Below are 25,730 nucleotides of genomic sequence, written 5' to 3'. Positions count from 1 at the left end.
TCGGGGCGGGCCGCTTCTATGCTGGTTTGCGTTCAATCAAGAACCCCTTCTCTGAGAGGAGCTTTCCCATGACCGAGAACACCAACCAAACCCCTGGCGTCACCGCCGGCTACGGCCCCGAAGGCCGCGAGCTCGAGCGGGAATCTCTCGCCTACGGCGAGCCCGCTCGCACCCCTGGCGACGTTGAGACCGCCGCTGCGGGCGATGCGAGCGAGATGCTCGGCGAGGTACTGCAATCCCAGGAGCTGAACCCCGACGAACCCGCCGTCACCAACGAGCCTCCCGTTATGCCGCAGAAACCGGTCGCGACCCATCAAGCCGCCTACCAAGCGACCTACGGCGCGCCCCAGCAGGTAGCAGCGGCACCCCAGGCTCCCACTGCGGCCGCGGCACCCGGCACCGCCCCCACCGCCTCGCCTCACGCAGCGGTAGCCGCCACCGCGGCCGCCGTCCAGAAGACGCACAAGACCATCGATCCCGAGCAGGCCTTCCGCATTTGCGGCATGATCGTCGGCACCGTCATTATCGTCTTCGGCCTGTGCATGCTCGCCTACTACACGCCCGACGACGTCGGCTCCCTGTTCGACACCTACCAGATGAACGGCTCCGCCGGCTTCGCAAGCGCCGGCGCCACCTCGGCTCAAGTGCTGAAGGCCGGCTTCTCGATGCTACTCATCGGCTTCGGCGCCACCGACATCTGCGCCTTCGGCGCCAAGTACATGAAGGCCAAGAAGCGCGAGCAAAAGTAACAGTTTTCGGTGACGTTTTGCATTTTCTGTGAGGGTTGCTATAATAATCACCGATTTACGCCGAAGTCCACAAGCTTCGAACGATGAGGGCTCTGTTTTTGGAGGGGACAGGGCCCTTTGTCATGCCTGGGGACTTTTCGTTGAAGGTATAATCAGACGGAGCCAGGCAAATCACGCCCATCAGGCGACGCCGCATACCTAGCCATCGGAAGGAGGCACCGTGAACCCCAATGCGAAACAACTTCCCATCGATCATCTCGACGATATTGTGGGCAGCATCGTAAGCACCGTGCCCACCGACGCCATCTATGTGTTCGGCTCCTACGCCCGCGGCGAGCAAACACCCGATAGCGACGTCGACCTTTACGTCGTCACAAAAGACGCCGCTAAGAGACCCCTGGCCTACGGCGCTTTGGTTCGCAAGGCGCTTCTCTGGATGAAGCGTCCCAAGGACGTGCTCTGCTCAAGCGCCGACACCTTTGTGCAACGCTCGCACGACCTCTCGACACCCGAATACATCGTCGCTCGTGAAGGGGTGAAGATTTATGGCTGATACGGAATACACCGGCTTCATGTACGCCGCCCACCGCGATGTGCTCGTTGTCGAGAATCTGGCGAAGGAAATCGATCCCTACACCGAGGCCATCGCCTTCCATTCGCAGCAAGCAGCAGAAAAGATGGTGAAGAACGTATTCATCCAGAATGGAATCGTTCCCAGCAAGACCCATAGCGTCGACGAGCTTCTGTCGAAAGCCATCGATTCTGGCTGGCTGAGCGTCGAGCCCCCTGTTATCGACGCTGCCATTAATATCAGCATGCATGCGGTTGCAGCACGTTATTCCCAGATGCCGGATATCGACCGCGGCGAGGCCCTTCAGGCCATCGCCGATTGCAACACCATCGCAAAATCGCTCGCTGAAAACGGATACGACTCCGTAGAAATCAAGGTCGAAGTACATTACCTGCACGAAGAGAAACCGAGAGACGACTCGGACGAGTAGGCCTCCCGTCGCACGGCGAAGATTCACCGCCCCCTTCGGCACTCGGAAGGCAGCCTTGTGGATCGGCGAGACCTGCGCCGAGCATGGGGGCCTCCACGTCATAGCGCCCCAGACCCTAGGCCATCCCGTAGCCCTGAGCACGGCGTCCCTGTCGCCGCTGCTCTACGATCTCCGGGCCAGCTACTACGACGACCTCACCTGCGCGAAACAGCCTATCGAACTGCTCCTCGAAGGCCACGAGCCAGTCTTGCGCTACGCTCGGCACCGAGGACGTTTTCCTCAGTGCCGAATAGGCACAACGACTCATCAGAAAGCAAGCCATATCGCCGGTCGCACGCCAGCGGAGGCAAACGACATGCACCACCCGATGACGCCATCCTCATCGACGCACGGTACGCTTAACGTGCTCTCGCCGCCTGACGGCCTGAGCCACCATCGCGCTGCGCGCAATCCGGTCGCGTCATTGCAGGCCCGAGCCGCCAGGAGGTGCCCCTCGTCCATGTACCTCTTGACCTCCTCCGCGGACAGGCAGAAGACGAGATCGTCCGTCTCGTCGCCAGCCACCAATAACTCGGCCACGTCCCAGTCGAGCGAGTCGGCCAGGAATTCCCCGTTGAGCCATCGCCTGACCTCGGAGCTGAACCAGTCCAGAGTGTCAACCCCTTGGACGAACGGCATGTGCGACACGACGTCGCGCGCGAGAAGGAGCACCCTCCCTCCGTCCTGTCGCAATACGATCCATTCGCATGCTGCATCGTCTTCGCAAGTGCCCTTTTTCAGGGACACGGTGCCCTTAGCGGGGTCGTACGCGCTCCCAAACATGATCTCGGACGCGATGCCGGGCGCTGCGCTGAAGCCTTGGTTGGCAAAGTACTTGCAAGCATTCAGAGCTGTTTCCTTGTCGGCCAAGGCAAGGAACGTGAGGAAGAAGCGCAGCGGCTCTCTGTCTTCTCGATTCACGATGGCTCTGTTCAACAGGTTGGCCGCCAGCGCCGGGTCGCTCTCCCGCACCAAAAAGGAGAGGCCGAGGGCAACCTCCGGCTCGTTTTGTTCCAGTATAGATAGATACAGATCCGCTGCCCTGTTGGGATCGTCGGGAATGAGAAGATGGGCCAAATTGCACGGGGCGCACAGCTTGTCCCCGGCCTCCATCGCCTCGACGAAGGTGTCCTTAGCCAGGTCAAGATCCTTACTCGCCCTCACGATCCCGAGCTCGTTGACGACATCGCTGTCGTACTTCACGGCTAGCGATCTCTCAAACAGCTCGATCGCCATTGCCGGGTTCTCGTCCTCAATAAGCCGCGCGAGGGCGCAGGTTGCATACTGCTCGTTGCCCGCCGCTATCGCCATTCTGAATGCTTCCTTGGCCTTTCCGGGGCTTTCTTTTTGTATCAAAATGCCATAACTGTACATTGCTTCACCCTTGAGGTCGGTGTGGAACAACCGTTTATAGAGCTCGACCGCTTTATGCGGATTCTTATCGTGAAGGTAAGTGGCCAAATCTTGAATACGAGAATCCCCATCAAGCTCGTCCGTAGCTATGACATATTTTTCATAAAGCTGCATCGCCCGCTCGCTGCCGTCAGCAATGAGCGGCATGAGGACATCCGACAATTCCGTGTAATTGCCAGCTTTACCCGCAAGCTGCAGCAAATCGAGGGTGCGATCGGGATCGCGGTCCATAATCATCTTCGCGCAACAAATCGGCGCGCTAAACTCGTCCCCCTCCTTAATCGCGCGCTCGTACAACTCCAGGGCCCTCGCAGGGTCCTCGTCGCGCAGCAAATCGGCTAACTTCGTGCAAGTCAATCCTCCGGCACCGGCTTCGACCGCGGCTGCGTAAAGCCCGCGCGCCTTGCCCGGATCCTCTTTCTCGAGGAATTGCGCCAGATCGGCCGCTCCTCTCCCGTCCTGCGTGATCACTGAACGCTCGAAGAATTCCAAGGCCTCCAGAACGCCGTTCTTGATCATCGGCTTGACGTCCTCAAACATCCCCTCAGTGTTGCCGTGTCTCGCCGCCACCGCGAAGAGGTCGAGCGCCCTTTGCGGCTGGCTCTCCCTTAGCAGTCGTCCTAAACACCTGGGAGCATCATAGTTGTCTCCAGAGGACATCGCGGTGGCATACAGCGTCTCGGCCTTCTCGGTGTCCCATTCCTCGACCAACTGGGCCAGCTCTGCGGCTTTCTTTCCATCTGCAGAGACCAAGAGCGCTTCGTACAACCGCACGGCGCATTCCACACCCGATCGAATCAGCGGCCGAAGGTCTTTTTCGAGATATTGACTATTGCCATTGAGGGCGGCCTGCCTGAAAAGACTCACGGCGCGCTTGGGATCGCTCATTCGGATAAGCAGCGCGAGGTTTCTCGGTGCTAGCTTATTGCTTCCCGCCTCGATCGCCTTCATATACAACGACTCGGCCTCTTCGGGATAATCTTCTTCGATGAGAAGGGCGAGATTGTTGGCGGCCATTTTTACTTCGCCGGCATCGATGGCCTTTCTATAGAGCTCAATCGCTGTCTTGGGATCTTCTTTGGAAATCAAATATCCCAGACAACTCGCCGCTGAACCGACATTATCTCCCACCCGAATGGCCTTATCAAAAAGCTTCTTAGCGAGATCAGCGTCTGTGTCCATGCATTCGATTCCGCGCTGGTAGAAGTTCATGCGGCTTTTACACCATGCCGCGAAATCCTCGACTCTCTCGAAGACCCAGTCCGCACCCCAATGTTTGCGCGCGTGCCCCTTGAGGTAGTCGGGGACGCCCCAGAGCGCAAGAGCGCCGTCGATGCCGGCAGACTTGTACGCGATCATGTCCTCACAGGTATTCCCCAGACCCACTATGCGACAGCCTCCAACGTCGTAGTATTTCTTGAGATAGTCCACCACTTCGCAAACGCCACGACGGCAGGGCTTGTAGTAGTTTCTGCGAAAGCCCCCCTCATCCTCATCTTGTGGATAGGTGAACACCGGGAAGGGAATGAGCCCGCGGTGCTCCGGGAATTTAATATTGTCGACCGCTTCGGAAGGAGAAAGCAACTTGTCCATCTGCCATTTCGACCGATTGCTCAGAAGGGCAGTCGGAATGGGAAGCGAGGTGAGCTCCCTAACGCCCTCGTAGACCTTGTAGGGCATAACCGCATGGGCCATGTTCTCCTCGTAGCGCAGATCCCTTATGCCGCTGTCGATGAGCGCTTGGTCTAAGTCGTAGACGATCGCGCCGATCGGGCCATCTGGATCCTGCGACCCGCCCTTCTCGGGAAACGGCTCCCGCAGCTGCCGTGCGTCGGGAAAGAACTCGTACTCGATTCCGCGATCGTACCTCAAGTATGCTTTCACGACCTCGCCCGTAAAAGCCCGAGCATAGGCGAAATTGACGATCCTCCCCCGGAACCCGTTTTCCCTCAGGAACTCGCCCATCGCCCTGAAAGAACTGCCCGTGGTCAGGACGTCGTCAACGACGACGACCAAATCAAGCCTGGCGAGAATTCCCGGATTAGATATCAAAAGGGTCGATTTGTTCTCGGCCACACTGCGCTTTCCTCCCTCCAAATGGAAGGCTCCGCGGCTCTTCCCACGCCGGATGATTCGCGTCAGGTCGACATAGGCGCCGCCGGAGCTGCTCAGCACGTCGCGTACCATCTCGGTCACTCTGTTGATCTTGAGTACGTCACTTGAGGGTATCGTGGCAACGGCGCCCTTGACTGCCTTGCCGCCCGTGTCTTTCCAAACAGCCCTCAGCATTTGTCGGAGATCCTTCTCGTAATAGCTGAGGTTCCCTCCATTGGGCCCCGCGGGCATCTCGCTGTACTTGTAGTAACATTCGGCGTCGCTATCCTTATCCTTCTTCAGTCCCCTCACATAGTGGTAAAGATCCCAGAGCACGCCAGTATTATCGCCAGTGGGATAGAAGTACTTATAGAACACCGGATCGGGCATGCCCTCGAAAAAGATCCGATAGTTGGCGAGCAGGTTGTCGCAGGAATCCCCGACCATCATCGATCACCCTAACCGAACAGATTCAGCTGGCTGTCCCTGCCAAGCGCCGTGCCACCGCTGGCTCCTCTGAAATTCCTTTGACGGTAGGACTCCATGGCGATCTTGAAGTCTTCAATGGTGGAGGCCTCGAATATGGGAAACGCACCGTCCTTGAGGTATTTTACATTCCCGCCGAAGCGCTCGTCGGCGTAAAAGTCCTCGCCCATGCGGCTGCTGTAGTCGAAAACGGCGATGGGGGTGTTCGTACCCTGGGCGTGCTTCATAGCGTGGTTGGTGCCCCCCGCGACGCTCGTCTCGATAGCGATGACACCATCCGAGAGTCCGGGCTGCCACTCATCGCGCGCGACTAGGTTACTCACGAGCTGCTTGTCGTGCAACATGGCGCCGGGCGCGTACTCCGAAACCAACGCGCCACCACCTCCCACGATACGGTCTGCCAGACCCTGGTTCTGCGAGGGGTACACGGGCGCGTCGATCGGCGTGGGCAGCACAGCAATCGTCTTCCCCTCGGCCAGAAGCGCGCCCTCGTGTCCAACGGTGTCGCAGCCCAAAGCAAGCCCACTCACGATCACGTACTCGTCGGCTGCAAGAACCTCCGCGAGCCTCGTCCCCATTCTCTTCCCGAAATCCGTGGGCTCCCGCGTGCCGATTATGGCTACAGCCTTCTCCGCGTTGAGCACGGCGGCATCGCCTCTACAGAACAGGATCGGCGGGTACCTCTTGTTGAGAAGCAAGCGGCGCGGATATGCGCTCATATAGGGGTTCAGGATGCTCGCACCGCAGTCATTCGCGCGTTCGACGATCATATCGGCCACGCCCTCGGCCTCCATCCAAATGGCGTCAGCACGCTCCGCGTTGGCATCCGGCGAATCGATAGGATCGTAAGCCAGGGCCTTGTTGACTGCCCCAACGTTCAGGGCCAATGCGAACTCCCCATCGAGAACTTCCGTCGATTCAACTATCAACCGCTTATCCTCGAGGATCTTCTGAACCGTCCGGGCTCCAACCCCGGGCAGCTCCATAAGCGTCAGAATGAAAGTATTAACGCACCTATCACCTGGCTCTAGTCCAACCATCTCTGTATCTCTCGTTCTCTCCCTCAATCGCTCGCAGGCTCAAAGGCAGTATCGTTCCCTCGGTATCATACCCGAGTCGAGTTGCCATTGCATTACCACAAGCATCTTGTTCTTATCACCCGGCTTTTTCCTGGAATGCGCATTGCGGTCACACACAGAAAGTTCCGAAATTGCACATAACGATGAAGCGCGGTTGCTTGTTGCGCCCGAAACTCTCCGCATAGGCAAGCGCCTGCTCGAACGGCGCGACCATCCTCCCTCCGGGCTCCTCGGGCCTGCTGAGGTCTATGCTCAAGCCCTTCTGCTCAACGAACACCGCCGCATCCGATATGAGGTAGTCTATGAAACCGCCATCAACGGTCCAGTACTCGAATTTTGCATTAAACGAGACGTGCTCCATGCCTATGAGATCGCGCAGAAGCTCCGTCCAGAAAACCTGGGCATCGCCCTTCTCGTAGCCTCTGCCCTTCCACGCTTCGGCAAACTGCCGCGCAGCCTTTACCTTCTCTGATCGTGTCATATTTCAACTTCAATCTTTGATCGAGGGTATAAACCACCAAGAAGCTATTATAGATGCATCACCTTGCCTTGCATTTCTGCTATCTGCATAAGACACAGATTAACGCTTGATCAGGGCTGTAAGTGTCCCGTACAGCATCCGCCAACATGAAAAAAGGCCCTGCCGTAGCTGAGCTGAACCCCGATAGCGGGGTTCAGCTCATTGCTGGCGGCCCAAAGGTAATCGGAGGTCACAAATTAGACACGATTTGCCTATCAGCGAGCGCCCTTCCGACTCTTCTCAATCCACACTCGGAGTCTATCGGTGCTCTCGGTGATCTTATCGAGAACTCCCAGTATCTCGTCCATCTTCTCCTCCTCGTCGGGAGTGAAGGCGTCATCGGCTATGATCTCGTGCAGTGACGTCTCGACATCGTTGATGCGGTCGAAGGCCCCCGCCAGCTCGAAATAAGTTCGGTAGATGTCCTCGGTTCCCAGCCCGGCACCCTTCTTGTAGATCTCCAGTCCGATCGGGCAGACCGTCGAGCAGTGCAGCCACTTGAGCTCGGGGGTCTGGTACACCCTTGCCATATCAAGCACCAAATTAGGCGACGGCGTCCTCTTCCCCGTCTCGAAATCTTTAAGAGACGACGCGCTGATCTTGACGTTCTCCACAGAGAAGGCCGACGCCGCCTTGTCCCTGCTGCTGAACTGCCCGCGTTCGCGGCATTCCCGATACAGCCGCGCTCTCATCTCCCTCGCCAAATCGATGTTTTCCATTCGCTACCACCTTATATATGCCCCATAATGGATAGAAAAGCTATCCATTGGAGCCCAAAATGGGCTGTTTCCGCTCCTCGCTTCATGACCCTCTCCGTCATATTATTTAGTCCGTCGGGAGACCGCGATCCTCGGAGAAGGCAATCCATCTCCTTTCATTTGGGCTGATACCTCCTTTCGAGTAGTTTACACTTCGCGCCATCTCCGCAGGCTCGAACGGCCCCCGACGCAGATCCAGAAATGGCGCCGTCGGACGCGACGCCGGAAAGAGAGGTAGAAATGAAAAAGACAGTACCCCTAGACAAGATCGTCGAGACCGTAGCCTCACTCGGAGTGCCCGGCTTAATGCTCCTGACGGCCCTGGGGGGATCCGGGCTCACCGGTGCAGCTGCGATCACCACAGCTTTGGGCTCCCTGGGGCCCGGCGGTATGATCGGGGGCGTGGCCACTTTGGGCGTCGCGTTGCTTTTAGTGCGAGGAATATCCGAGTTCGGCTTCGACGCAATCCTGTCCAACGTGGTCAAGCAGCTGTACAAGCAGGGCGAGACGAAGGAGACCATCAAGCAGAAAATCGAAGGCTACCACGTGGCCAAATCCCTCCGCTTCAAGCTCGTCGGCATGCTCGATTCGCTCCCTGAAGAAGAGACCGCGAGCCAGGCACTGGCCGTGGCTTAAGAAAATAATTGCTCAAAGAGAAAGGCTATAACATGGCACAGTACAAGGTCAGACTCATCTCCGAAGACGGCGAGGTGCACGAGGAAGACGACCTCTACGATACCGAGGAAGACGCCTACGAATACGGATGCTACCTCAAGAGCTGCTACTTCCAGGGGCAAGAGATCCTGCATATGTCCAACCCAGGAGACAACCCCGAGCCCGACTACGACGAAGAAATAAAAATCGAAGTGGTTGAAGCCTAGCTCCCGCCCGATCGGCCCTTCGCGATTGCTGCCCTCGCTCCTTTACGAGGGCAGCGCTTTTTGCAGCAGGATCGATCCTGCGCGAATCTGTCCCCCAAGCCGAATTCTAGGCCTTGGTAGCTACCGGCGCAGAGCCTCCGTGGCACGCCCCCTCCTGCGCAACAACCAGAGGGCGGCCCTCGCGAAAAGGTCGCCCTCTGTCGGGAAGGGCCTAGGCGGCGCCGGCAAGGCCGCCCGACCTATCGGGAAAAGTCGCTACACCGCGAACACCACGGAGCAGATGCTCAAAAGGATGGCGCCGAACACCAAGGTGAACACCATCATGGGCCAGACGAACCTGAACCAGTGGGACATCTTCATGTCCAGCATCTGCAGCGTTGCCATCACTAGGCCGGTCGGCGCGATGTAGAGCATGGCGTACTGGCCGAACTGGTAGGCCGCCACAATGATCCAGCGGGGAATGCCCACGGTGTCGGCCAAAGGCGCGAAGATAGGCATCGCCAGCACCGCCAAGCCGCTGGAAGAAGGCACCACGAAGCCCAGCACGAAGAAGATGAGCAGCAGGCACACCACGAACAGAGGGCCGCTCATGCCGGCCACCAGGTTGGAGGCCGCATTCAGCATGGTGTCGCTGATCATGCCCTCGGTGAGCACATGGTTCACGCCGCGGGCCAGGCCGATGATGAGGGCCACGGGCACCAGGCTGGAGGCGCCGGCACCGAAAGCGTCCACCATTTTCGCCTCCCCCACGCCGTCCTTGCCCGTGCCGCCGATGAACATAACCAGGATGGACAGCGTCACGAATTCTGCGGCCATCTGCGGGAACCACCAACCGAGGTTCATGACGCCCACAATCATGATGATGAAGGCGGCCACGAAGATGACGAGCACGATCTTCTTGCGCAGGCTGAACTCCCGGGCCGCTGCGCCGCTTTCGTCCAGCTCCCACTGGGCATTGAACTTCTCACGATCCTCGTAGGAGTAGCTGAATTTCGGATCGGCCTTCACCTTCTTGGCATACCAATGCAAGTACAGCAGAAACACAATGGCGCCCACGACCAAAGCGAAGGCACGCACGGCGATGCCCTCGGTGAACACCGTGCCGGCAGCATTTGAGGCAATAACGGCCGAGAAGGGGTTCACCGTAGAGAACGTGGTGCCGATGGAGCCGGCCATGAAGATCGCGCCCACGACCACAATGGAGTCGTAGCCCAGCGCGATGAAGATCGGCGCGAGAATCGGGTAGAAGGCCACGGCCTCCTCCTCCAGGCCGCACATGGTGCCGCCGAAGATCATGAACACCGACACGCCGAACACGAGCAGAAACTCGCGACCCTTGGTCTTCTTCGTGAGGGCGGAAAGCCCGCTTTCGAAGGCGCCGGTCACTTTCACGACGCCGATAAGACCGCCCAGGCACAGGATGAACACCATGACGTCGATGCCGTCGATCACGCCCCAGACCATGGAGTAGGGAATGTCGGCAAGCGACACCGGATGCGGATCGAGCCCTTCATAGGTGCCGGGAATAGACACCGCCTTGGTGATGGCGCCGCTCGTGAATTGATCGATGTCGATTTTCACGCCCAGCTCATCGAGCGTTTGCTGGGTCGCATCAAGCTGGGACACCTCGCCGGTCGGTGTCGTCATCTCCAATTTGCCGCTCTCGGAATCGTAGAGCAGCTTCGAGTACTGGCCGGCCGGCACGAACCACGTGCAAATGACGGCAATGATGGTCACGATAAACAGAATCGTGAACGCCGAGGGAAAAGAGAACTTGCGCTTCTTTTTCTCCCTCTTGGGCTCTTCGGTCGGGATGGGAACGGCTTCCATGGTTGTCTCGGCCATGATGATCTCCTGTCTGAATCGGGGCGAAACGCCGTGATGCCTTCCCATGGGCCGCCATCGGAATCGCCATCGGAGCCACTGCTTTCGACCGCGAGCCATGGGAGGATGTGATGATCCGAGTGTAGGGGCACGGGCTGCGCGCAGCCAAGGCATAAGCCGGGGATGTTCCTCAAGCGCAGCGGGTATAACTTGGAGATATTGCGAAGACCTCCATCTATACACGGACTAAACCGCAGGTGGGAACATCGCCGTTGCCGATCCGTCAACAAAGCGCCATAGCGGCTCGACGGCCCCCGCCGCGATTCGCTACACTACCGCCAAGCTGGCAAACCACGCCGAGCGAGTCCTGCCGCCGCATCTGCTTTCGAGGAGCACCAATGACCCTGCTGTTCTACTACACGCTTCTCATCATGTTCTTCTACACCATCGTGGCGGCCACGAGCCTGTCGGCCTTTTACGTGTCGCACCGTCGCACGTTCCTGTACGCCACGTTCGGATTCACGTTCTACTTCTTCGATGTCTCCCTCGTCTTTAAAGACAATTTCATCACCCCCGATGCCGTGTTCGAAGCCGCCTCGTTCTACGATGTGGGACACCCTTACACCTCCATCATCACCGGCGGCGGTGCGTTCCTCTTTCTGTGGCTGGCCGCCTGCCGCTACTGCCGGGAAGAACGCCCCGTCGTTCGCTTTGCGCCCGTGGCACTGTGGGCCGCGCTGTCGTTGGCCGCCTATCAGTTCATCGAGAACCCGCAATGGAGGGAGTTCGTCTATTACAACCTGCGCGCTGTGCTGCAGCTGGTCTGCTACGGCCTGCTCGCCTGGTGGTGCACGCACTCCCCCGACCCCGAGCGGCGCTCCATCATGAAGAGCCACCGCACCGCGTTCTTCTGGGCCATCGGTCTTACCTGCGGCATCATTCTGGAGAACGTGTACGTCCAGCTGATCTTCGACCCCGGCAGCATTCCCCGCGGCATGTGGGTCCTCGCCGAGCGCAGCCCCATGGAGAACCTCCTGTTCATCTGCTACGGCCTAGCGGTTCTGCGGGGCGCGTCGGTGTCCCTGCAGCTGCGAGCCCGCGAGCTGCCCGAAGGCGACGATCCTTTGCTCGCGGAGTCCATCGATCGTCTGCTGCCTTTGTATAGCCGCACCTACGACCTCTCCAAACGCGAGGAGGAGGTATTGCGCCACGCGCTCATGGGGAAGGACAACCAGAACATTGCAAGCACACTGACGCTTTCCGCCGGCACCGTGAAGGTGCATATGCACAACATCCTGAAGAAGACCGGCCACGCCAACCGCGCCGAGCTGGCCGCCGACTTCTGGGAGCGCTGAGCAAAGGTCTTTCGCGAGGTTTTTGCTACATCTCGAGAACATGACCCCAAAGGGCCACATATTGTGTTAGAATTCCGTTTCGCTAACTAGATATAGTGAACCAGCGAGGCATTAACCGAACCGCAAACGACAAGGAGCCCATCATGGAGAACAAGATGATCGACGGCGTGAAGGTGGCCGTGAACTACGCCCAAGCCAGCGATGCCCCCGTATCCGACGACGAGATCAAGGCCTACATCAAGCGCGCCTACGACAAGTACCCCCATGGTCAGCTGGAGTCGCTGACGCTGGATGTCGATGGCGAGGACGTGGGCATCCACTACGGGCTCGCGCCGGTGAAGTTCGACCGCATCCGCCGCATCACCGGCTACCTGGTGGGCACGCTCGACCGCTTCAACGACGCCAAGCGCGCCGAGGAGCACGACCGCGTCAAACACGAGGTTCCCGCCTGCTGCAAGTAACCTGGCTTTTTCAACCCATAAAGAAGGGCCGTTGCGAGATGCTTTTCGCAACGGCCCTTCTTTTTTCGCAGCCTGAAAGCCTACAGCGGCAATCGCCCTTCCAGGGCGCGGCCCAAGGTGACCTCGTCGGCGAATTCCAAGTCGCCGCCGACGGGAAGCCCGCTAGCCGGGCGCGTCACCTTCACGCCCAAGGGCTTGATGAGCCGCGCGAGGTAGGCGGCCGTGGTCTCTCCTTCAATGTTGGGGTTCATGGCGAGCACCACCTCGGTCACGTCCTCGCGACCAAGACGCGCCATCAGCTCGGCGATGCGCAAGTCGCCGGGGCCAACGCCCTCCATGGGTGCCAGCACGCCGCCGAGCACATGGTAGACGCCGTTGAACACGGCCGTGCGCTCGATGGGCGGAATGTCGCGAGGCTCGCTCACCACGCAGATGACCGCGCCGTCGCGCTTGGAGCTGACGCAGATCTCGCACAAATCGCCCTCGGCGTAGTTGAAGCAGCGAGCGCAGAAGTGCACGCCCGCCTTCACCTCACGGATAGCATCGGCCAGACGCAGCGCCTCGGCGGCGTCGGTGTTCAGGATCCAGTAGGCCATGCGCTGGGCCGACTTCGGTCCCACGCCGGGCAGACGCTCCAGCTCGTCGAGGAGCTTTTGAATGGAAGGTGCCGCTTGCACGAATGTCGCCTTGAGATGGAGACGGCCTGGCTACATCAGGCCGGGGATCTTCATGCCGCCCATGACGGCGTTCATGCGGGCGTTGGCCGCCTCGCTGGCGGCGCGCAGCGCCTCGTTCACGGCGGCGACGACCATGTCCTGCAGCATCTCCACGTCCTCGGGATCCACGGCAGCGGGGTCGATGGTGATGTCGGTGATGGCCATCTCGCCGGTGGCCGTGGCCTTCACCATGCCGCCGCCGGCCGAGGCCTCGAAGGTCATGGCGGCGATCTCCTGCTGGGCCGCGGCAGCATCGCGCTGCATCTTCTGAGCCTGCTTCATCATTTTCTTCATGTCCATGAAAGGGTCTCCTTTGCTGGTTCGCGGGTCGCGCCCGACTGCTAACGTATTCTAGGGCATCTCGCCCAATCTCGCTTAGACGACTTCCTCGAAGTTGACGCCGTCGCCGAAGCCGAAGGCAAGCGAGGCGGCGAGGTCGGGCTCCTCTACGGGATTCGGGGAAGGCCCGGACACGGCATCGGGCTCGGGGGGAAGCGCGGAGGCGGACGGTGCTGCCATCGAAGGGGCCGGCGAGGGGGCAGGAGCGGACGCAGGCGCTTGAGGTGTCGCACCAGACGGCGCCGGCACCTGGGGCGCCTCCTCCCACGGGGGCACTTCGGAAGAGGCTGCGGGAGAGGCATTTGCGGAGACGCTCGGCGCCGGGAAGGTCGCTGCGCCCTGGGGCGAGGCGCCCCGGGAGGCGAAGGGATCCTCGAAAGGGATATCCGCATCGTCGTAGGGGACGTAGTCGTCGTAGGGCGGCCGATCGTCATCGGGCGCGGGGGCCGGCGAGAGGGCCGGCACAGCGGCGGAAGCGGGAACCGCGGGCGCGCTCACGCTAGAAGGCGCGCCGGACATCGGGCTCGCCGAAGCAGCGGACGGGGCAGGTACCGATTGAGAGGCCGGTGCGGGTACGTTAAATGCGGAAGCCGCGGCGGGAGCAGAGGCCATCGGAGCCGAGGCGCCGCCCTTGCGCAGCTCGAAGGGAATGTCCCCGTGGGCTTCACGGCGCAGAGCCTGGGCGAGCTCGGCCTGCACGTCGGGTTTCTGCACGGCGCGGAAGGCGAAGTCGTTCTCGGCGGGGAACTCGATGAGAAGCGCGCCCGCCGCCGCATCGAAGACCGCCTTGGTGTTCATGAACAGCACGCCGTAGGCCGCCTTGGACTTCTTCAGCGAGGCGAGAACACCGGCCCAGAGACGCTGAAGCGAGGCCATATTCGAGAGGGCGGCGGTGATTTCCGGCGATAAGGCGCCCGCAGCGGCCGAAGCGGGCGGTGCGGAAACGGGGGCGGATGCCGTAGACGGCGCGGGGGCAACGGCAGCAGAGGTCGCCGCGGCAGGGGCTGCCGCCGGGACAACCTCTTCCGTAGGGGCAGACCTTGGTCGCCCCTCGGCGAGCGAGGCGGACGGGCTGTCGCACGGCGCTGACCCAGCTGGAGCCGAGGGGCGACCAAGGTCGCCCCCTACGGGGCTCGCTCCAGCAGGGGCAACCGCTGCCGAAACGACCGCCGCCGGAGCAGCGGCAGACACAGGCGCAGGAGCAGCCACCGGCACGCCTGCGGACGCGGGCGCCGCGGCAGCCACGACAGAGGCGCCGGCCAGCTGGCGCTCCAGGGTTTCCACGCGCTCGGCCAGAGCTTCCAACGTCACATCGGCGTCGGGGCGTACCATACGCGTCAGCGCGATCTCGAAGGTAAGCCGCGGGTTCGTGGACGTCTTCAGCTCGCCGGCTACATCCCCCAAAACACCCAGAAGCCGCGCCAGGCGGTCGACGCCGAACAGCGGCAGCTCCTGGATCAGCTCGCGGCGCGTCGTCTCGGACACGTCGAGCACCACCTCGGGCCCCGCCACAGCCATAACGTACATGTTGCGCATATGCTCGGCCAAATTCGCGACGAACTGGGCCATGTCGGCGCCGGTTTCCACGTACTCGGCCACCCAGCGGAAGCACGCCGCCGCGTCGCGGACGCCTATCGTCCGCACGATGTCGGCCAAATCCGTGGAGTCCACGGCTCCCAGCATCCGCTCGGCCACTTCCATGGTCACCGCACCGTCGCCGAAGGCGATGAGCTGCTCCAGCGAAGTGAGCGCGTTGCGCATGCCGCCCTCGGCCCGATGCGCGATGAGCTCCAGGGCCTCCCCTTCGAACTCCACGTTCTCGGCGGTGCAGATGGCCCCCAAGCGAGACACCATGGCCTCGGTGGAGATGCGGCGGAAATCGAAGCGCTGGCACCGCGAGTGAATGGTCTCGGGCACCTTCTGGGGATCGGTGGTGGCCAGGATGAATACCACGTGGCTCGGCGGCTCCTCCAGCGTCTTCAACAACGCGTTGAAGGCGGCCGTCGAGAGCATGTGCACCTCGTCGATGATGTATACCTTGTAGCGCCCGCGCGTCGGCGCGAACTGCACGCGGCCGATGATCTCCTCGCGAACGTTCTCCACGCCGGTGCGGCTCGCGGCGTCCAGCTCGTACACATCGGGGTGCTCGCCGGCAGCGATCATCTCGCAATCGTCGCAGGTGCCGTCGGGCTCGGCCGTAGGCCCCTTCTCGCACAGAAGCGCCTTGGCCAGAAGGCGCGCCGTGGTGGTCTTGCCGGTGCCGCGCGGGCCCGTGAACAGGTAGGCGTGGCTCACCTTGTCCTGGGCGATGGCGTTTTTGATGGTGCGCTCGATGTGCTCCTGACCGACCACGTCCTCGAAGATCTGCGGTCGGTACTTGCGATAGAGTGCCTCGGCCATGGCCTACTCCCCGCCTTTCTCCTCAGTCTCGGAAGCCGCCTGCGCGTCCTCGGCCGCCACCCGGCGCCGCGCCTCCGCCTTCGCCTCGGCCTCGGCGCGCATCACGCGCTCCTCGGTCAGCTCGCGCTCGTACTCGGCCTCGTTCACGCGCTCGGCCGCCTGGGCTACCGGATCGCCCTCCTTGGCGCGACGACTGTTCAGCGCGGCCTTGATGACACCGATGAACGCCGGCGCCACCGACACGGCCACAATGCCCAGCACGATCACCTCGAAGTGCTCCTGCACAAACGGAATACCGCCGAAGAAGTATCCCACCAGCACGAACAGGCTCACCCAGGAGATGCCGCCGACGGCGTTGAAGAACGTGAACTTCCCGAAGTTCATATGTCCGGTACCGGCGATGAACGGCGCGAAGGTGCGGAAAAACGGCATGAACCGCGTGATGATGATCGTGAGCCCGCCATAGCGCTCGAAGAAGTGGTCGAGCTTGGCCATGCGCTCGGGCGTGAGCGCCTTCACCTTCCCCGAATCGATGATGCGGCTGCCGAACAGGCGCGCGATCCAGTAGTTCGAGGTGTTGCCCAAAATGGCTGCCGCCCAGAACACGATGAGCGTGGCCCACACGTTCAGGCCGCCGCCGTCGGCGGAGAACACGCCCGCTGCGAACAGGAGCGAGTCGCCCGGCAGAAACGGGAAGAACACCAGCCCCGTCTCCACGAACACGATGAGGAACAGCGGCGTGTACACCCACACCGGGCCCAAAGCGATGATCCAGCCGGCGATGAAGCCGCGCGGGTCTTTCAAAAGGTTGATGAAAAAGTCGATGATGCCCACCGAGTCTCCAATCTGCAGAATAACGTAGAAGGCGGCGCGCCGCCGGCCCCATTGTATTTTCAGAGGTCACGGCAACGAGACCCTGCGCAAAAGCGCCACGGTAATTTTACGTTGGCACCGCGGTGCGCCCTTCGCGCAAAAGTGCCCCGAATAGGTATGGGCGCTCGTCAGCGGTCCCTTATGGCTGCTTCCTCCCGGACCTGACCAGGTTCGGAACATGTCGCCGCCCATACCCATTCGAGGCACTCGAACTCGTAAGGCCTAAGTATAGGGGAAGCGCGCACGACTGGCGACGGCGCTCCCCTCCGGCAACTAAAAGTCCATAGGGCGCCCGCTAAAGACCGTCTGCGGGCATTTTCACTACGCGATCCTTGTTAAGATCTTCGTAAGGTCTTCGCAAAAACCGGGGGAATTGCTACTATTCTTTCGACCCTTAAACGTAACTCAAACACATCAGTCCCGAGGATGTCATGGCCCGATCCGATTACAGCCGCTACGACGACGAACCCAGACGCTCCCAAGGCGGCCTCTCTCTTTCCACGGGCCGCTTCGACGGCCGCTCCACTGGTGCCACCCGTTCGTCTTCTTCCTCCGACAATCGCCCGCGCAGCACCCGGCATAATCCCCTGCGCGACGAGTACCCCTCAAGTCGCGACCGGCGTCGCGAACCCGAGTCGGGACGCCGGCACTCGGGCGACGAGCGCTCTGCACGCGGCGAGAGGCCCCGCGGCAATCAAGCGCCCGCCGGCAATCGCAGCGCCCAGGGGCGTTCGCGCAACGGCGCTCCCTCTGGCCGCGGCAGCCACGCCCCTCGCGCAGGCGCCGCATTCGCCCCCCAGATGCACACCCTCGCCCCGACTGGCGGTTTCAACCTCGCACGGGCGGCCATGGCGCTCATCGTCATCGCGCTGGCCGTCATCTTCGCCATGGCGCTTTTCCACATCGGTCCTTTCGCATCGGCCGCCGCCAAAGACGGCAGCAAGCACGTCGGTGTCGCCAGCGCCAACGCCGTGGGCAACAACGCTTCCTACTTCGCGCAGAACGTCGCCACCCAGGTAAGCCTCGCCCGCCCCGTCGAGCCGGAGCTGGCCCAGCTGCCCGCCTACACGCCGACCCGCGACGACCTCACCAACCTCGCCGGTCAGAAGGCCCCCTTCGCCTTCGCCCTCGGCAACGCGACCAACGACGCCGGCGAGCAGGCCGCCGCGCCCGTGCTCTCCGACCGTTCCCTCGTGAGCTTGAACAACGCGCTCTCCTACTACGACAACAATGGCTATGAGGCCAGCTACCTCATCATGGATCTGGGCACGGGACGCGGCATTGCCGGCAACGTGGACGTGCCCATCTACGGCGCCAGCTCGTTCAAAGGCCCCTATTGCGCCTATGTGGTGAACAAGGAGTTCCCCAACGACATCGACCGCGCCTCGTCTTCGCGCCTCACTCAGGTGGAAAACACCATTGTCTGGTCGGACAATTCCTCCTACGGCAAGCTGCGCCGCACCTACGGAAACGACGGCATGGAAGCATGGCTGGCCGAGGCCGGCGTCGACACCGCGCTGGTAAACGACACGTACTTCCCCACCTACACGGCACGCCAGTCGGCCCTCATGTGGTTGAAGATCTACGAGTACCTGACGACTGCCGATACCTCGGCAGCCCAGTGGCTCTCCGACACCTTCGGCAAAACCGAAGTCTCATTCCTGCGCAACGGCGCCCTGGGCACCACGAGCGCAGGGCACACCGACTACCTGCCGGAAGAGGGTTCCGGCGGCGAGGAGGGCGTGGAAGACGACGGAAGCGACGAGGAGGGCTCCGAGGAGAGCACGCCCGCCGACGGCTCCGAAGGCGACGGCTCTGTGCTCGCCGAAGACGCGGAGGGCGGCCAGACGCTCATTGAAGAGGATAAGACCGTTGCGTCCATCGGCACGAACATCACCGTGCGCAACAAAGCCGGCTGGATCGACGGCCAAGACGACGACGCCGTGTGCGATTCGGGCATCGTCACCATCAACGGTCGCGACTACCTCATAACCATCATGACCAATGCGCCCGACTCGGCCGCCGGCGAGCAGGCCTTCGCCCACCTCGCCCGCACCCTACTGGAAATCCGCGGCGACTTGGTATAGGAGGATCCGTGGCCGACGCTCCCGATAATCCTCTCGCCCCACGCACGCGGCCACCCTACTATGCCGGGCAGCCCATCGAGTTCGCCGGCTATGTTGACGACTTCGATCGCACGATCTGCGCCATGGAGTTCTCCCTGGACGACGGCGCCTCGTGGACGGCCTACCCTACCGCCGCGGTGGACAAAAGCCGTGGGGTGAACTGGCGGTTCGTCTACACGCCGGAGACCCCCGGGCGCTACCTCTTGAAGGTGCGACCCGTGACCGAGGACGGCGAGCCCTCCGCACTCGTGGCCGGCTTCGCCTTCGAGGCGCTGCCCGCCGGAGGCACCTACGGAGATGCGCGTATCCGAGCCGTGGGCGGCTCGTTCAGAGACGCGCGCATCTTCCGTTCCCGAGAGCTTTCGAACCTCACGGGCGAAGAGGCGGCCTTCCTCTCGGGCGCCCTCGGCATCGCCACCATTTACGACCTACGTACGGCCGCCGAAGTGGCGGCGCACCCGGAGCCCTATATCGTGGGCATGCGCACCGTGGCCCTGGAACCTTCCACCGAGCACCGCCGCAAGGATTCCGACAAGCGCCTGATTGCCGGCGTTATCGAGCGCTACGGTGAGCCCGAGGAGCGCATGGGCGCGAACTACCGCCGTTACGTGCGCGAGTATCCGCTGGTAGGCCAGGCCCTGCGCTCCATGGCCGCCGAGGGACGCCCCGCGCTCATCCACTGCGTAAACGGCAAGGACCGCACCGGCGTGCTATGCGCCACCTTGCTGCGCGCCACCGGCGCCGACGAGGACGCCATCATGGAGGACTACCTGCGAGTGAACACCGACCACGCCGACCTCATCGCGGAGGAGGCCGCGCACCTCGACGGCGGCATGACCGACCACGAGCGTGCCATCCTGATGTCGTTTCTGGAAGCGCGCCCGGCCTACCTGCGCGCCTACTTCGACGAGATCGACCGCCTCTACGGCAGCTTCGCTACCTACCTGCGCGAGGGCCTGCATCTCACCAACGAGGCGATCGAGAGCCTCCGCGCCCTGGTGGCCTAGAACGCGCTCCAGAAAACGCCTGCGCCCTGGAAGCCGACAGCCCAAAGCTCGGGCGCGCATTTTCGCTTTTGCCCGTGCAAATGCCAGTTCGACCCAGAAATGGTCGTTTGCGTCTTGCCATAACGGGGTCGAACTGGCATTTCCTTACCATTTCACCCCTTAACTGGCATCGCGCCGGGCCATAACGGGGTCGAACTGGCATTTGCCTCGCGCACGCTGCAAGGAGGTCGGATAAAGACTGACCCGGCGGGCGATCAGATAGGCGGGAACTATCGCGACAATCGTGGCGGGCAAGGAAGCGAAGCCGAGTAGCTCGCCAGCAAACACGAGAGCCGTCAGAGGACAGTTAGTGCAGGCGGCGAAAAAGGCGACCATGCCGACGAGGGCTCCGAGAGACCTACTCGCTCCCACAGCGCCCAAGATAGATGCGGGGAGAAGCGACGACGCAGCGGAGAAGACTGCCGCGCCGAGGCAGGTGCCGATGGCGAGAACGGGCATGATCTCGCCGCCCTTGAAACCACCGGCAAGAGTGAGCAGCGTAAGTGCCGCCTTTACGATGAAGGCCCACCAAGGCAGAGCCTCCCCCGCCAGAGCCGCCTCAATCTGCAAAAGGCCCGTACCGCAGTACGAGCGCACGTCCTCATAGTGGAAAAGATCCGCATAGCCGACGACGAGCGCCGTGGCCACTCCCCCGACCGCCAGCGCAAAGACGGGCGCCCCGAGCCGGGCGAGACCGCCCCGAAGCTTCCCGAGCGCTCCGCAGAAAGCAAGGGCCAGCAGTCCCGCCGCCGCACCCACCGCAGCGAGCAAAAGCAGAGCCCCGACAACCCGATCCCCCATGAAGGAATCGCCTGCGAGGACAACGTCCAATACGGCCGGCGCCGCAACGGAACCCGGAAGAAAGCGTACGCCCATCGCCCGTACCACGCTCCAGGACACTAAAGACGTCACCGCCGGCGCAGCGAGCGAAGCAAGCGAGCCGGGCCTTCGGCGAAGCGCCTCGAAGGAGAACACGACGCCCGCCAACGGGGCATCCAGCATAGCGCCGAGAGCGGCGCCCATAGCCGCTGGCGCCAGCACCGTGCGGAAACGCGCGGAAACACGATCGCGCAAAAGGCCGCTTGCCGCCGCGCCCATCTGGAGCGCCGCCGCCTCCTTGCCCACCGACCCTCCGCACAGCACCGTGAGCGCCGTGCCCACGATGATCGCCGGCGCAAGCAGCGGAGGCACCGAACGCCCATCGCGAACTGCCTCCATGACCCGAGCGGTGCTCCAGGAAAAATCAAGGCCGACCGCCCGATACGCCCCATAGGAGCAAAGCCCCGCCACCGGCAGCAGCCAAACGAGCTGCGGTCGCTCCGCAAACAGGGAGGCGCCCCCGTCTACGGCAACGCTGAGCGCAACGGTGAGCAGGCCGACCAGCGCCCCGAGCACCACCAAGGCGAGCGCGAAAATCACGCCCGCCCTCGCAGATTGTCGCTTCGCGGCGCTCATCGGCCTCCCCTTCTCAACCCCCTAGCGCTTCTCCCCCAAAGGGTCGTTGTAGACCACGGCCGAATCGGGACGCGCCTGGCAGATAAGCGTCAGATCGAATTCACGGGCGAGGCGAATGGTCTCGTCGGTGGGCACCGCCTTGGTGGCCAAAATCGGAACGCCGGCATGGATGGCCTTCATGACCATGTCCACCGGCAAACGACCGCTTGAGAAGATCAGCGCGTCCCGCAAATCGATGCCCTCGCGCAAAGCGGCCCCCACCACCTTGTCGAAGGCGTTGTGGCGACCCAGATCCTCGCGGCAGATGGTCACGGTGCCCCCGAGCACGAGATAGCAGCTGTGAGTGCCCGTCGTCGCCTTGTGCAAAGGCGAATCCTCCGCAAACGCTCGCGCCGCGGCGAAGACCCATGCCGCCTCCCACGGAATGGGCTTCACCTTGGCCGGGCGCTCGTCGCTGGTGAAGTAGCGGTTATAGACGCGGTTGCCCGTGCAGCACGAGGGAACCGTCTCGACACCCTGCCGCGAAAAATCAGCATGATGGCAGGAGAGCAGCACCGAGGCACGCGTCCCCTGATCGCATACGTAGATGTCCTCGATATCGTCGAGCCCTCCCACGATGCCCTCGGTGTAGAGACGGCCCACCACCAAATCGACCAGGTGATCGGGAGTGCAGACGACGCGCATGGTGGGCACCGTGTTGACGGTCACCTCCATGGCATGCTCGACGAGCACCCCTCTCGCGGCGTCGCCTGCAAGTCCCGCCGGCGTCAGCAGCTCGCCCTCGCAGAGCTCCACCGGCTCGCCCTCCCGATACCGATCGATCACGTTCATGATCTACTTCTCCTGCTTCTTGCGGTAGATGAACCAGTAGGCCAGACCCACTAAAAGACCGCCGACAATGTTGCCGAGCGTGGCGAGCACGAGGTTGTAGGCAACGCCCCCCAGCGTCACCGCGCCGGCCGCGCCGAAGCCGAGGCCGTTGAGCACCAGGCCCATGGGAAGGAAGAACATGTTCGCCACGCAGTGCTCGAACCCGCAGGCCACGAAGGCCGAAATGGGAAGCAGGATGCCCAGAACCTTATCGGCCGTCGTCTTCGAGGAGAAGCCGATCCACACGGCCAGGCACACGAGGATGTTGCAGAGAATCGCCTTGAAGAAGAGCACCTCGGGCGCGAGCGACACCTTGCCGGCGGCCACCGAGACGAACGCCTCGCCCACGGCGCCCCCGTTCATACCCTGCAAATTCGACATGAAGATGATGAACATAGCCAGAAGCGATCCGGCGAGGTTGCCGACCCATACAATGCCCCAGTTGCGGAACAGGCCGCCGAAGGTGATCTTTTTCGACGCCTTCGCGCACACCATGAGCACGTTGCCCGTGAACAGCTCCGCGCCGCAGCACAGCACCAGGCACAGGCCCAGGCAGAAGCACAAGCCGCCGACGAGGCGCTGCACGCCGAAGGCCATGGTGGTGTCGCCGAGGAAGGTGCAGAAGTACATGCCGCCGAAGCCGATGAAGGCGCCGGCGAGCATGGCGGAGACGAAGCACTTGGCACCGGGCATGGCCGCCTTCGTCACGCCGATGTTCTCGGCCTTGGCCTCGGTGGCCGCCGGCGCGAGCGCATCGGGGCTCACAGCGGCCAGATCTTCTTTCACAATAGCCATAGTTGTTTCAATCCTTTCCAAGTTACCAAAGGCGCACCTACGTGCGTCATCTCAATTCACAAAGGGATACTGCTCGAAATCGGCACCATCGGCGAGGCACTGGTACACGTGCTCCACGGCCGCGAGCACCCGGGGGCTCACCGGATCGAAGAACTCGGTCCCCGCGGGCTGCACGCCCAGAAACACGACCTCTTCGCACACGGCCTCCAGCTCGCCGAGCAGGTACGTGATGGGCAGCGTGTGGGTCGTTATAAGCGACTGGGTGGCCACGTCCGCGGCCTGAAGGCGGCGGATAGCGCCGGGCTCAAGGCCCATGGCCGCCGCATCCACCAGCAGAAGCCGCCTCGGCGCAAGGCGCCGCAGATAGCCCAGATCGTTCTCGGGGGTCTGGCCGCCGTCCACGGCCGTCCAGCCCTCCACGGGAAAATCCTCCAGCTTCTTGGCCAGAAGAGGCCCGGCCGCATCGTCGCCGCGCAGGACGCTGCCCACGCAGAAAACGATGTTGCCACCGCGTTTGGACGCCTCGCTGGCCGCGAGAATCTCCTCGGCATTCAGCATGTGACCCTCCTCCCCATGGCGTACACGCACGGCTCGCACTGGATCTCCTCCAAAAGACGCAGGAACTCCTCTAGCCACGCCGGGGCATCGATGGCGACAACCGCCTCCGACACGGCGCACAAGGGCGGCTCGTCGCTCACTTCCAGGGCAGCGCCCACGCGATCGAGCGCCGCGAGAACCGCGGGCTTCAGCACGGGCACGTGCTCCTTTTTCACCTCGATCTCGCCGAACTTCTCAATACCCGCCAGCTTGTCGTGGGCCCGACCCGGGCCGAGAAGCGCCAGCACGTCGGCGAACACCTCGCGCGAAGTCGTCAAGCGAGGGGCAAGGCAATCGATGACCCCGGTATGGTGCCCAATGGCCAGCGTGTAGTACAGCACCGACCGCACATCCTCAGGGATAGAGCGCTCGTGATCGACGAACTTCTCGCCCAGCCGGTAGAACACCACCTCGCGAGCCGTGCGCCCATCGGTGGTATGGGCCGCGAGCGGCCTTGTGGGCGAAAGGACGTCCCCCAAGGCCGCCGGCTCCTCGAAACCGGCGGCCTCGCGCCTGCATCGCTGTCGCACGGTCACGCTCATTCGTCGACGACCTTGCTCAAAAGCAGCGCCTTCAGATCCATGAACACGGCGCGCTTGCGCGTATCGGTCTCGGCGGCGATGAGCGCATCGGCCGCTCCCAGGGCATCCACCGTGTCCTTGGACAACGCCAGCATGAACTCGTCCACGATCTGCTTTCCGTAGTAGTACCCGCTCATGCGGCGCGCCTCGCGCTCGAACGCCGTGCGCACCTTGTAGGGAATGGCCGGGAAGGCCACGGGCGCCTGCTCGCCGGCCGGGGCCACATGGTGGCTCGCGTGCAACTTCTGATCCAAAAGGCCCAAAGCCGTGGCGAACCCGAAGATCGTGGCCGGCGGCGAGGGCGGGCATCCCGGCACGTACACGTCAACTGGCAGAATCGGATCGGTGCCGCCCCACACGCAGTAGTTGTCGTGGAAGATGCCGCCCGTGCACCCGCAAGCCCCGTACGACATCACAATCTTCGGATCGGGGGCCGCATGGTAGGCCCGAAGCGCCGGCTCCCGCATGGAGCGCGTCATGGCCCCGGTATAGATGAGCATATCCGCATGGCGCGGCGAGGGCACGACCTTTATGCCGAAGCGCTCCGCGTCGAAGACCGCGGTGATGGTGGCGAAAATCTCGATCTCGCAGCCGTTGCAACCGCCGCAATCGACGCGATAGACGTACACGGAGCGCTTGATGGACTCAAGGAGCTTCTGCTTCGCCTCGGCCACCTTCGCGTCCAGCACGACCGGATCGGGCCGCCATTGGAGATCGAGCGGAAAATCGTTCTCCAGCATTTACTCCTCCCCCCTCTCGGGCGCCTGGTGCGCAAAGGCCTCGGCATCGTCGATGCGGCGGCAATCCAGGCACAGGTCGACCTTTTCGATATCGGCCGCGGCAGAACCGCCCACGCCCGCGAGCACGCGGCGAGCGTAATCGACCTCCTTGGCCGGGGCATAGGGCTTGCCGCAACGAGCGCAGCGGGCCACGCCGTAGGAGCAGGACTCGCGCAGATCCTCCTTGTTCGTCACGGCCAGCTCGAAGTCGGTTGTCAGCTCGATGGCGAACAGAGGGCAGACCTCCTGGCAGCGCCCGCAGAAGATGCAGCGACCGTAGCTGATATCCCACGTGAGGTAGTTCTGCTCGGCATCAAGTTCCATAGTGATGGCATTGGCGGGACAGGCGATGGCGCAGGCCGCGCACGCGATGCAGAGCTTCTCGTTGTGCTCCGGCTTGCCGCGAAACCCCGCGGGCATCTCCAGGGGAGTGAAAGGATAGCCCACCGTGGCGTCGCCGGTTTTGCGGATTTCCTTGAACAGCTTCAGCATA

The 25,730-nt window shown here is 62.3% G+C and carries 26 protein-coding genes and 1 other RNA gene; 9 read left to right on the top strand and 18 right to left on the bottom strand.

Translation table 11 applies throughout. The annotated features are described in order from the left end of the window. Window positions 1-68 precede the first annotated feature (68 nt). From NE591_RS11230 to NE591_RS11220, 3 genes are all read left to right on the top strand, one after another. Complete coding sequence (locus NE591_RS11230; protein ID WP_227070571.1) at window positions 69-749, top strand: hypothetical protein; 681 nt, start codon at window positions 69-71, stop codon at window positions 747-749. A 220-nt stretch (window positions 750-969) separates the two neighbouring features. Then, window positions 970-1,302: a nucleotidyltransferase domain-containing protein gene (locus tag NE591_RS11225; RefSeq protein ID WP_114540161.1), complete on the top strand. Its 333-nt coding sequence runs from the start codon at window positions 970-972 to the stop codon at window positions 1,300-1,302. After that, complete coding sequence (locus tag NE591_RS11220) at window positions 1,295-1,750, top strand: HEPN domain-containing protein (protein ID WP_114540162.1); 456 nt, start codon at window positions 1,295-1,297, stop codon at window positions 1,748-1,750. Before NE591_RS11225 ends, NE591_RS11220 begins: the two co-directional genes overlap by 8 nt. A gap of 115 nt (window positions 1,751-1,865) precedes the next feature. Here the strand turns inward: NE591_RS11220 and NE591_RS11215 are convergent, their stop codons facing one another. The 5 genes from NE591_RS11215 to NE591_RS11195 all read right to left on the bottom strand — a co-directional run bounded on the left by NE591_RS11215 (window position 1,866) and on the right by NE591_RS11195 (window position 8,100). Further along, window positions 1,866-2,015, bottom strand: a complete 150-nt coding sequence (locus NE591_RS11215; RefSeq protein ID WP_157012722.1) for a hypothetical protein — start codon at window positions 2,013-2,015, stop codon at window positions 1,866-1,868. Between the two features lie 41 nt (window positions 2,016-2,056). Continuing rightward, window positions 2,057-5,746, bottom strand: a complete 3,690-nt coding sequence (locus tag NE591_RS11210; RefSeq protein ID WP_227070570.1) for a DUF6273 domain-containing protein — start codon at window positions 5,744-5,746, stop codon at window positions 2,057-2,059. Window positions 5,747-5,754: 8 nt separating this feature from the next. Further along, complete coding sequence (locus tag NE591_RS11205) at window positions 5,755-6,822, bottom strand: DNA-processing protein DprA (protein WP_114540164.1); 1,068 nt, start codon at window positions 6,820-6,822, stop codon at window positions 5,755-5,757. 148 nt (window positions 6,823-6,970) lie between these two features. Continuing rightward, window positions 6,971-7,342 (bottom strand): type IIL restriction-modification enzyme MmeI, encoded by a 372-nt coding sequence (locus tag NE591_RS11200; protein ID WP_227070569.1) that lies wholly within the window; start codon window positions 7,340-7,342, stop codon window positions 6,971-6,973. A gap of 254 nt (window positions 7,343-7,596) precedes the next feature. Beyond that, on the bottom strand, window positions 7,597-8,100 hold the full coding sequence (locus NE591_RS11195) for a helix-turn-helix transcriptional regulator (protein ID WP_114540166.1): 504 nt from the start codon (window positions 8,098-8,100) through the stop codon (window positions 7,597-7,599). Window positions 8,101-8,379: 279 nt separating this feature from the next. On the opposite strand from NE591_RS11195, the gene NE591_RS11190 reads away from it, so the two are divergent. Continuing rightward, complete coding sequence (locus tag NE591_RS11190; protein ID WP_114540167.1) at window positions 8,380-8,775, top strand: hypothetical protein; 396 nt, start codon at window positions 8,380-8,382, stop codon at window positions 8,773-8,775. Between the two features lie 32 nt (window positions 8,776-8,807). Then, window positions 8,808-9,020: a hypothetical protein gene (locus NE591_RS11185; RefSeq protein WP_114540168.1), complete on the top strand. Its 213-nt coding sequence runs from the start codon at window positions 8,808-8,810 to the stop codon at window positions 9,018-9,020. Between the two features lie 255 nt (window positions 9,021-9,275). On the opposite strand, the gene NE591_RS11180 is transcribed toward NE591_RS11185, so the two are convergent. Then, window positions 9,276-10,865 carry a YfcC family protein gene (locus tag NE591_RS11180; protein WP_114540169.1) on the bottom strand — a complete coding sequence of 530 codons (1,590 nt, stop codon included), beginning with the start codon at window positions 10,863-10,865 and terminating at the stop codon, window positions 9,276-9,278. Window positions 10,866-11,242: 377 nt separating this feature from the next. Here NE591_RS11180 and NE591_RS11175 point away from each other — a divergent pair, with 377 nt between their 5' ends. Both NE591_RS11175 and nrdD read left to right on the top strand, forming a co-directional pair. Continuing rightward, window positions 11,243-12,199 carry a response regulator transcription factor gene (locus tag NE591_RS11175; protein ID WP_227070568.1) on the top strand — a complete coding sequence of 319 codons (957 nt, stop codon included), beginning with the start codon at window positions 11,243-11,245 and terminating at the stop codon, window positions 12,197-12,199. Between the two features lie 143 nt (window positions 12,200-12,342). Beyond that, window positions 12,343-12,660 (top strand): anaerobic ribonucleoside-triphosphate reductase, encoded by a 318-nt coding sequence (gene nrdD, locus NE591_RS11170; RefSeq protein ID WP_022739078.1) that lies wholly within the window; start codon window positions 12,343-12,345, stop codon window positions 12,658-12,660. Window positions 12,661-12,740: 80 nt separating this feature from the next. On the opposite strand, the gene recR is transcribed toward nrdD, so the two are convergent. The 5 genes from recR to ffs form a co-directional block, all read right to left on the bottom strand. Continuing rightward, window positions 12,741-13,337, bottom strand: coding sequence for a recombination mediator RecR (gene recR / locus NE591_RS11165; RefSeq protein ID WP_114540171.1), 597 nt, complete (start codon window positions 13,335-13,337; stop codon window positions 12,741-12,743). Between the two features lie 30 nt (window positions 13,338-13,367). Next, window positions 13,368-13,676, bottom strand: a complete 309-nt coding sequence (locus tag NE591_RS11160) for a YbaB/EbfC family nucleoid-associated protein (RefSeq protein ID WP_022739071.1) — start codon at window positions 13,674-13,676, stop codon at window positions 13,368-13,370. A gap of 75 nt (window positions 13,677-13,751) precedes the next feature. Continuing rightward, window positions 13,752-16,115 (bottom strand): DNA polymerase III subunit gamma/tau, encoded by a 2,364-nt coding sequence (gene dnaX / locus NE591_RS11155; protein ID WP_114540172.1) that lies wholly within the window; start codon window positions 16,113-16,115, stop codon window positions 13,752-13,754. Between the two features lie 3 nt (window positions 16,116-16,118). Further along, window positions 16,119-16,949 (bottom strand): VTT domain-containing protein, encoded by an 831-nt coding sequence (locus NE591_RS11150; protein WP_022739063.1) that lies wholly within the window; start codon window positions 16,947-16,949, stop codon window positions 16,119-16,121. Window positions 16,950-17,094: 145 nt separating this feature from the next. Further along, window positions 17,095-17,188, bottom strand: an RNA gene (ffs, locus tag NE591_RS11145) — signal recognition particle sRNA small type. Between the two features lie 231 nt (window positions 17,189-17,419). Between ffs and NE591_RS11140 the strand changes: the two genes are divergently transcribed. Both NE591_RS11140 and NE591_RS11135 read left to right on the top strand, forming a co-directional pair. Next, a complete protein-coding gene (locus NE591_RS11140; RefSeq protein WP_114540173.1) occupies window positions 17,420-19,075 on the top strand; it encodes an SNUT3/LISCH7 family protein in 1,656 nt (551 codons plus the stop codon). Window positions 19,076-19,083: 8 nt separating this feature from the next. Beyond that, on the top strand, window positions 19,084-20,121 hold the full coding sequence (locus NE591_RS11135) for a tyrosine-protein phosphatase (protein ID WP_227070567.1): 1,038 nt from the start codon (window positions 19,084-19,086) through the stop codon (window positions 20,119-20,121). Window positions 20,122-20,280: 159 nt separating this feature from the next. Here NE591_RS11135 and NE591_RS11130 read toward each other — a convergent pair whose 3' ends face one another. The 7 genes from NE591_RS11130 to NE591_RS11100 are packed head-to-tail and all read right to left on the bottom strand — an operon-like array spanning window position 20,281 to window position 25,729. After that, window positions 20,281-21,615: a chloride channel protein gene (locus tag NE591_RS11130; RefSeq protein ID WP_227070566.1), complete on the bottom strand. Its 1,335-nt coding sequence runs from the start codon at window positions 21,613-21,615 to the stop codon at window positions 20,281-20,283. 21 nt (window positions 21,616-21,636) lie between these two features. Next, complete coding sequence (gene fdhD / locus NE591_RS11125) at window positions 21,637-22,446, bottom strand: formate dehydrogenase accessory sulfurtransferase FdhD (RefSeq protein ID WP_114540175.1); 810 nt, start codon at window positions 22,444-22,446, stop codon at window positions 21,637-21,639. 3 nt (window positions 22,447-22,449) lie between these two features. Continuing rightward, window positions 22,450-23,280 carry a formate/nitrite transporter family protein gene (locus NE591_RS11120; RefSeq protein ID WP_157012727.1) on the bottom strand — a complete coding sequence of 277 codons (831 nt, stop codon included), beginning with the start codon at window positions 23,278-23,280 and terminating at the stop codon, window positions 22,450-22,452. 51 nt (window positions 23,281-23,331) lie between these two features. Further along, window positions 23,332-23,838 carry a hydrogenase maturation peptidase HycI gene (gene hycI / locus NE591_RS11115; protein ID WP_114540176.1) on the bottom strand — a complete coding sequence of 169 codons (507 nt, stop codon included), beginning with the start codon at window positions 23,836-23,838 and terminating at the stop codon, window positions 23,332-23,334. Continuing rightward, a complete protein-coding gene (locus tag NE591_RS11110) occupies window positions 23,832-24,419 on the bottom strand; it encodes a formate hydrogenlyase maturation HycH family protein (RefSeq protein WP_114540177.1) in 588 nt (195 codons plus the stop codon). The genes hycI and NE591_RS11110 overlap by 7 nt, the downstream gene beginning before the upstream one ends. Continuing rightward, a complete protein-coding gene (locus NE591_RS11105; protein WP_022739030.1) occupies window positions 24,416-25,198 on the bottom strand; it encodes an NADH-quinone oxidoreductase subunit B family protein in 783 nt (260 codons plus the stop codon). Before NE591_RS11105 ends, NE591_RS11110 begins: the two co-directional genes overlap by 4 nt. Then, window positions 25,199-25,729 (bottom strand): formate hydrogenlyase complex iron-sulfur subunit, encoded by a 531-nt coding sequence (locus NE591_RS11100; RefSeq protein ID WP_114540178.1) that lies wholly within the window; start codon window positions 25,727-25,729, stop codon window positions 25,199-25,201. Window position 25,730 lies beyond the last annotated feature (1 nt).

The sequence above is a fragment of the Adlercreutzia sp. DFI.6.23 genome, assembly GCF_024462535.1.
GTDB lineage: Bacteria > Actinomycetota > Coriobacteriia > Coriobacteriales > Eggerthellaceae > Adlercreutzia > Adlercreutzia rubneri.
The sequence above is the reverse complement of the archived record's forward strand: the minus strand, read 5'-3'. Positions and strand labels throughout refer to the sequence as shown.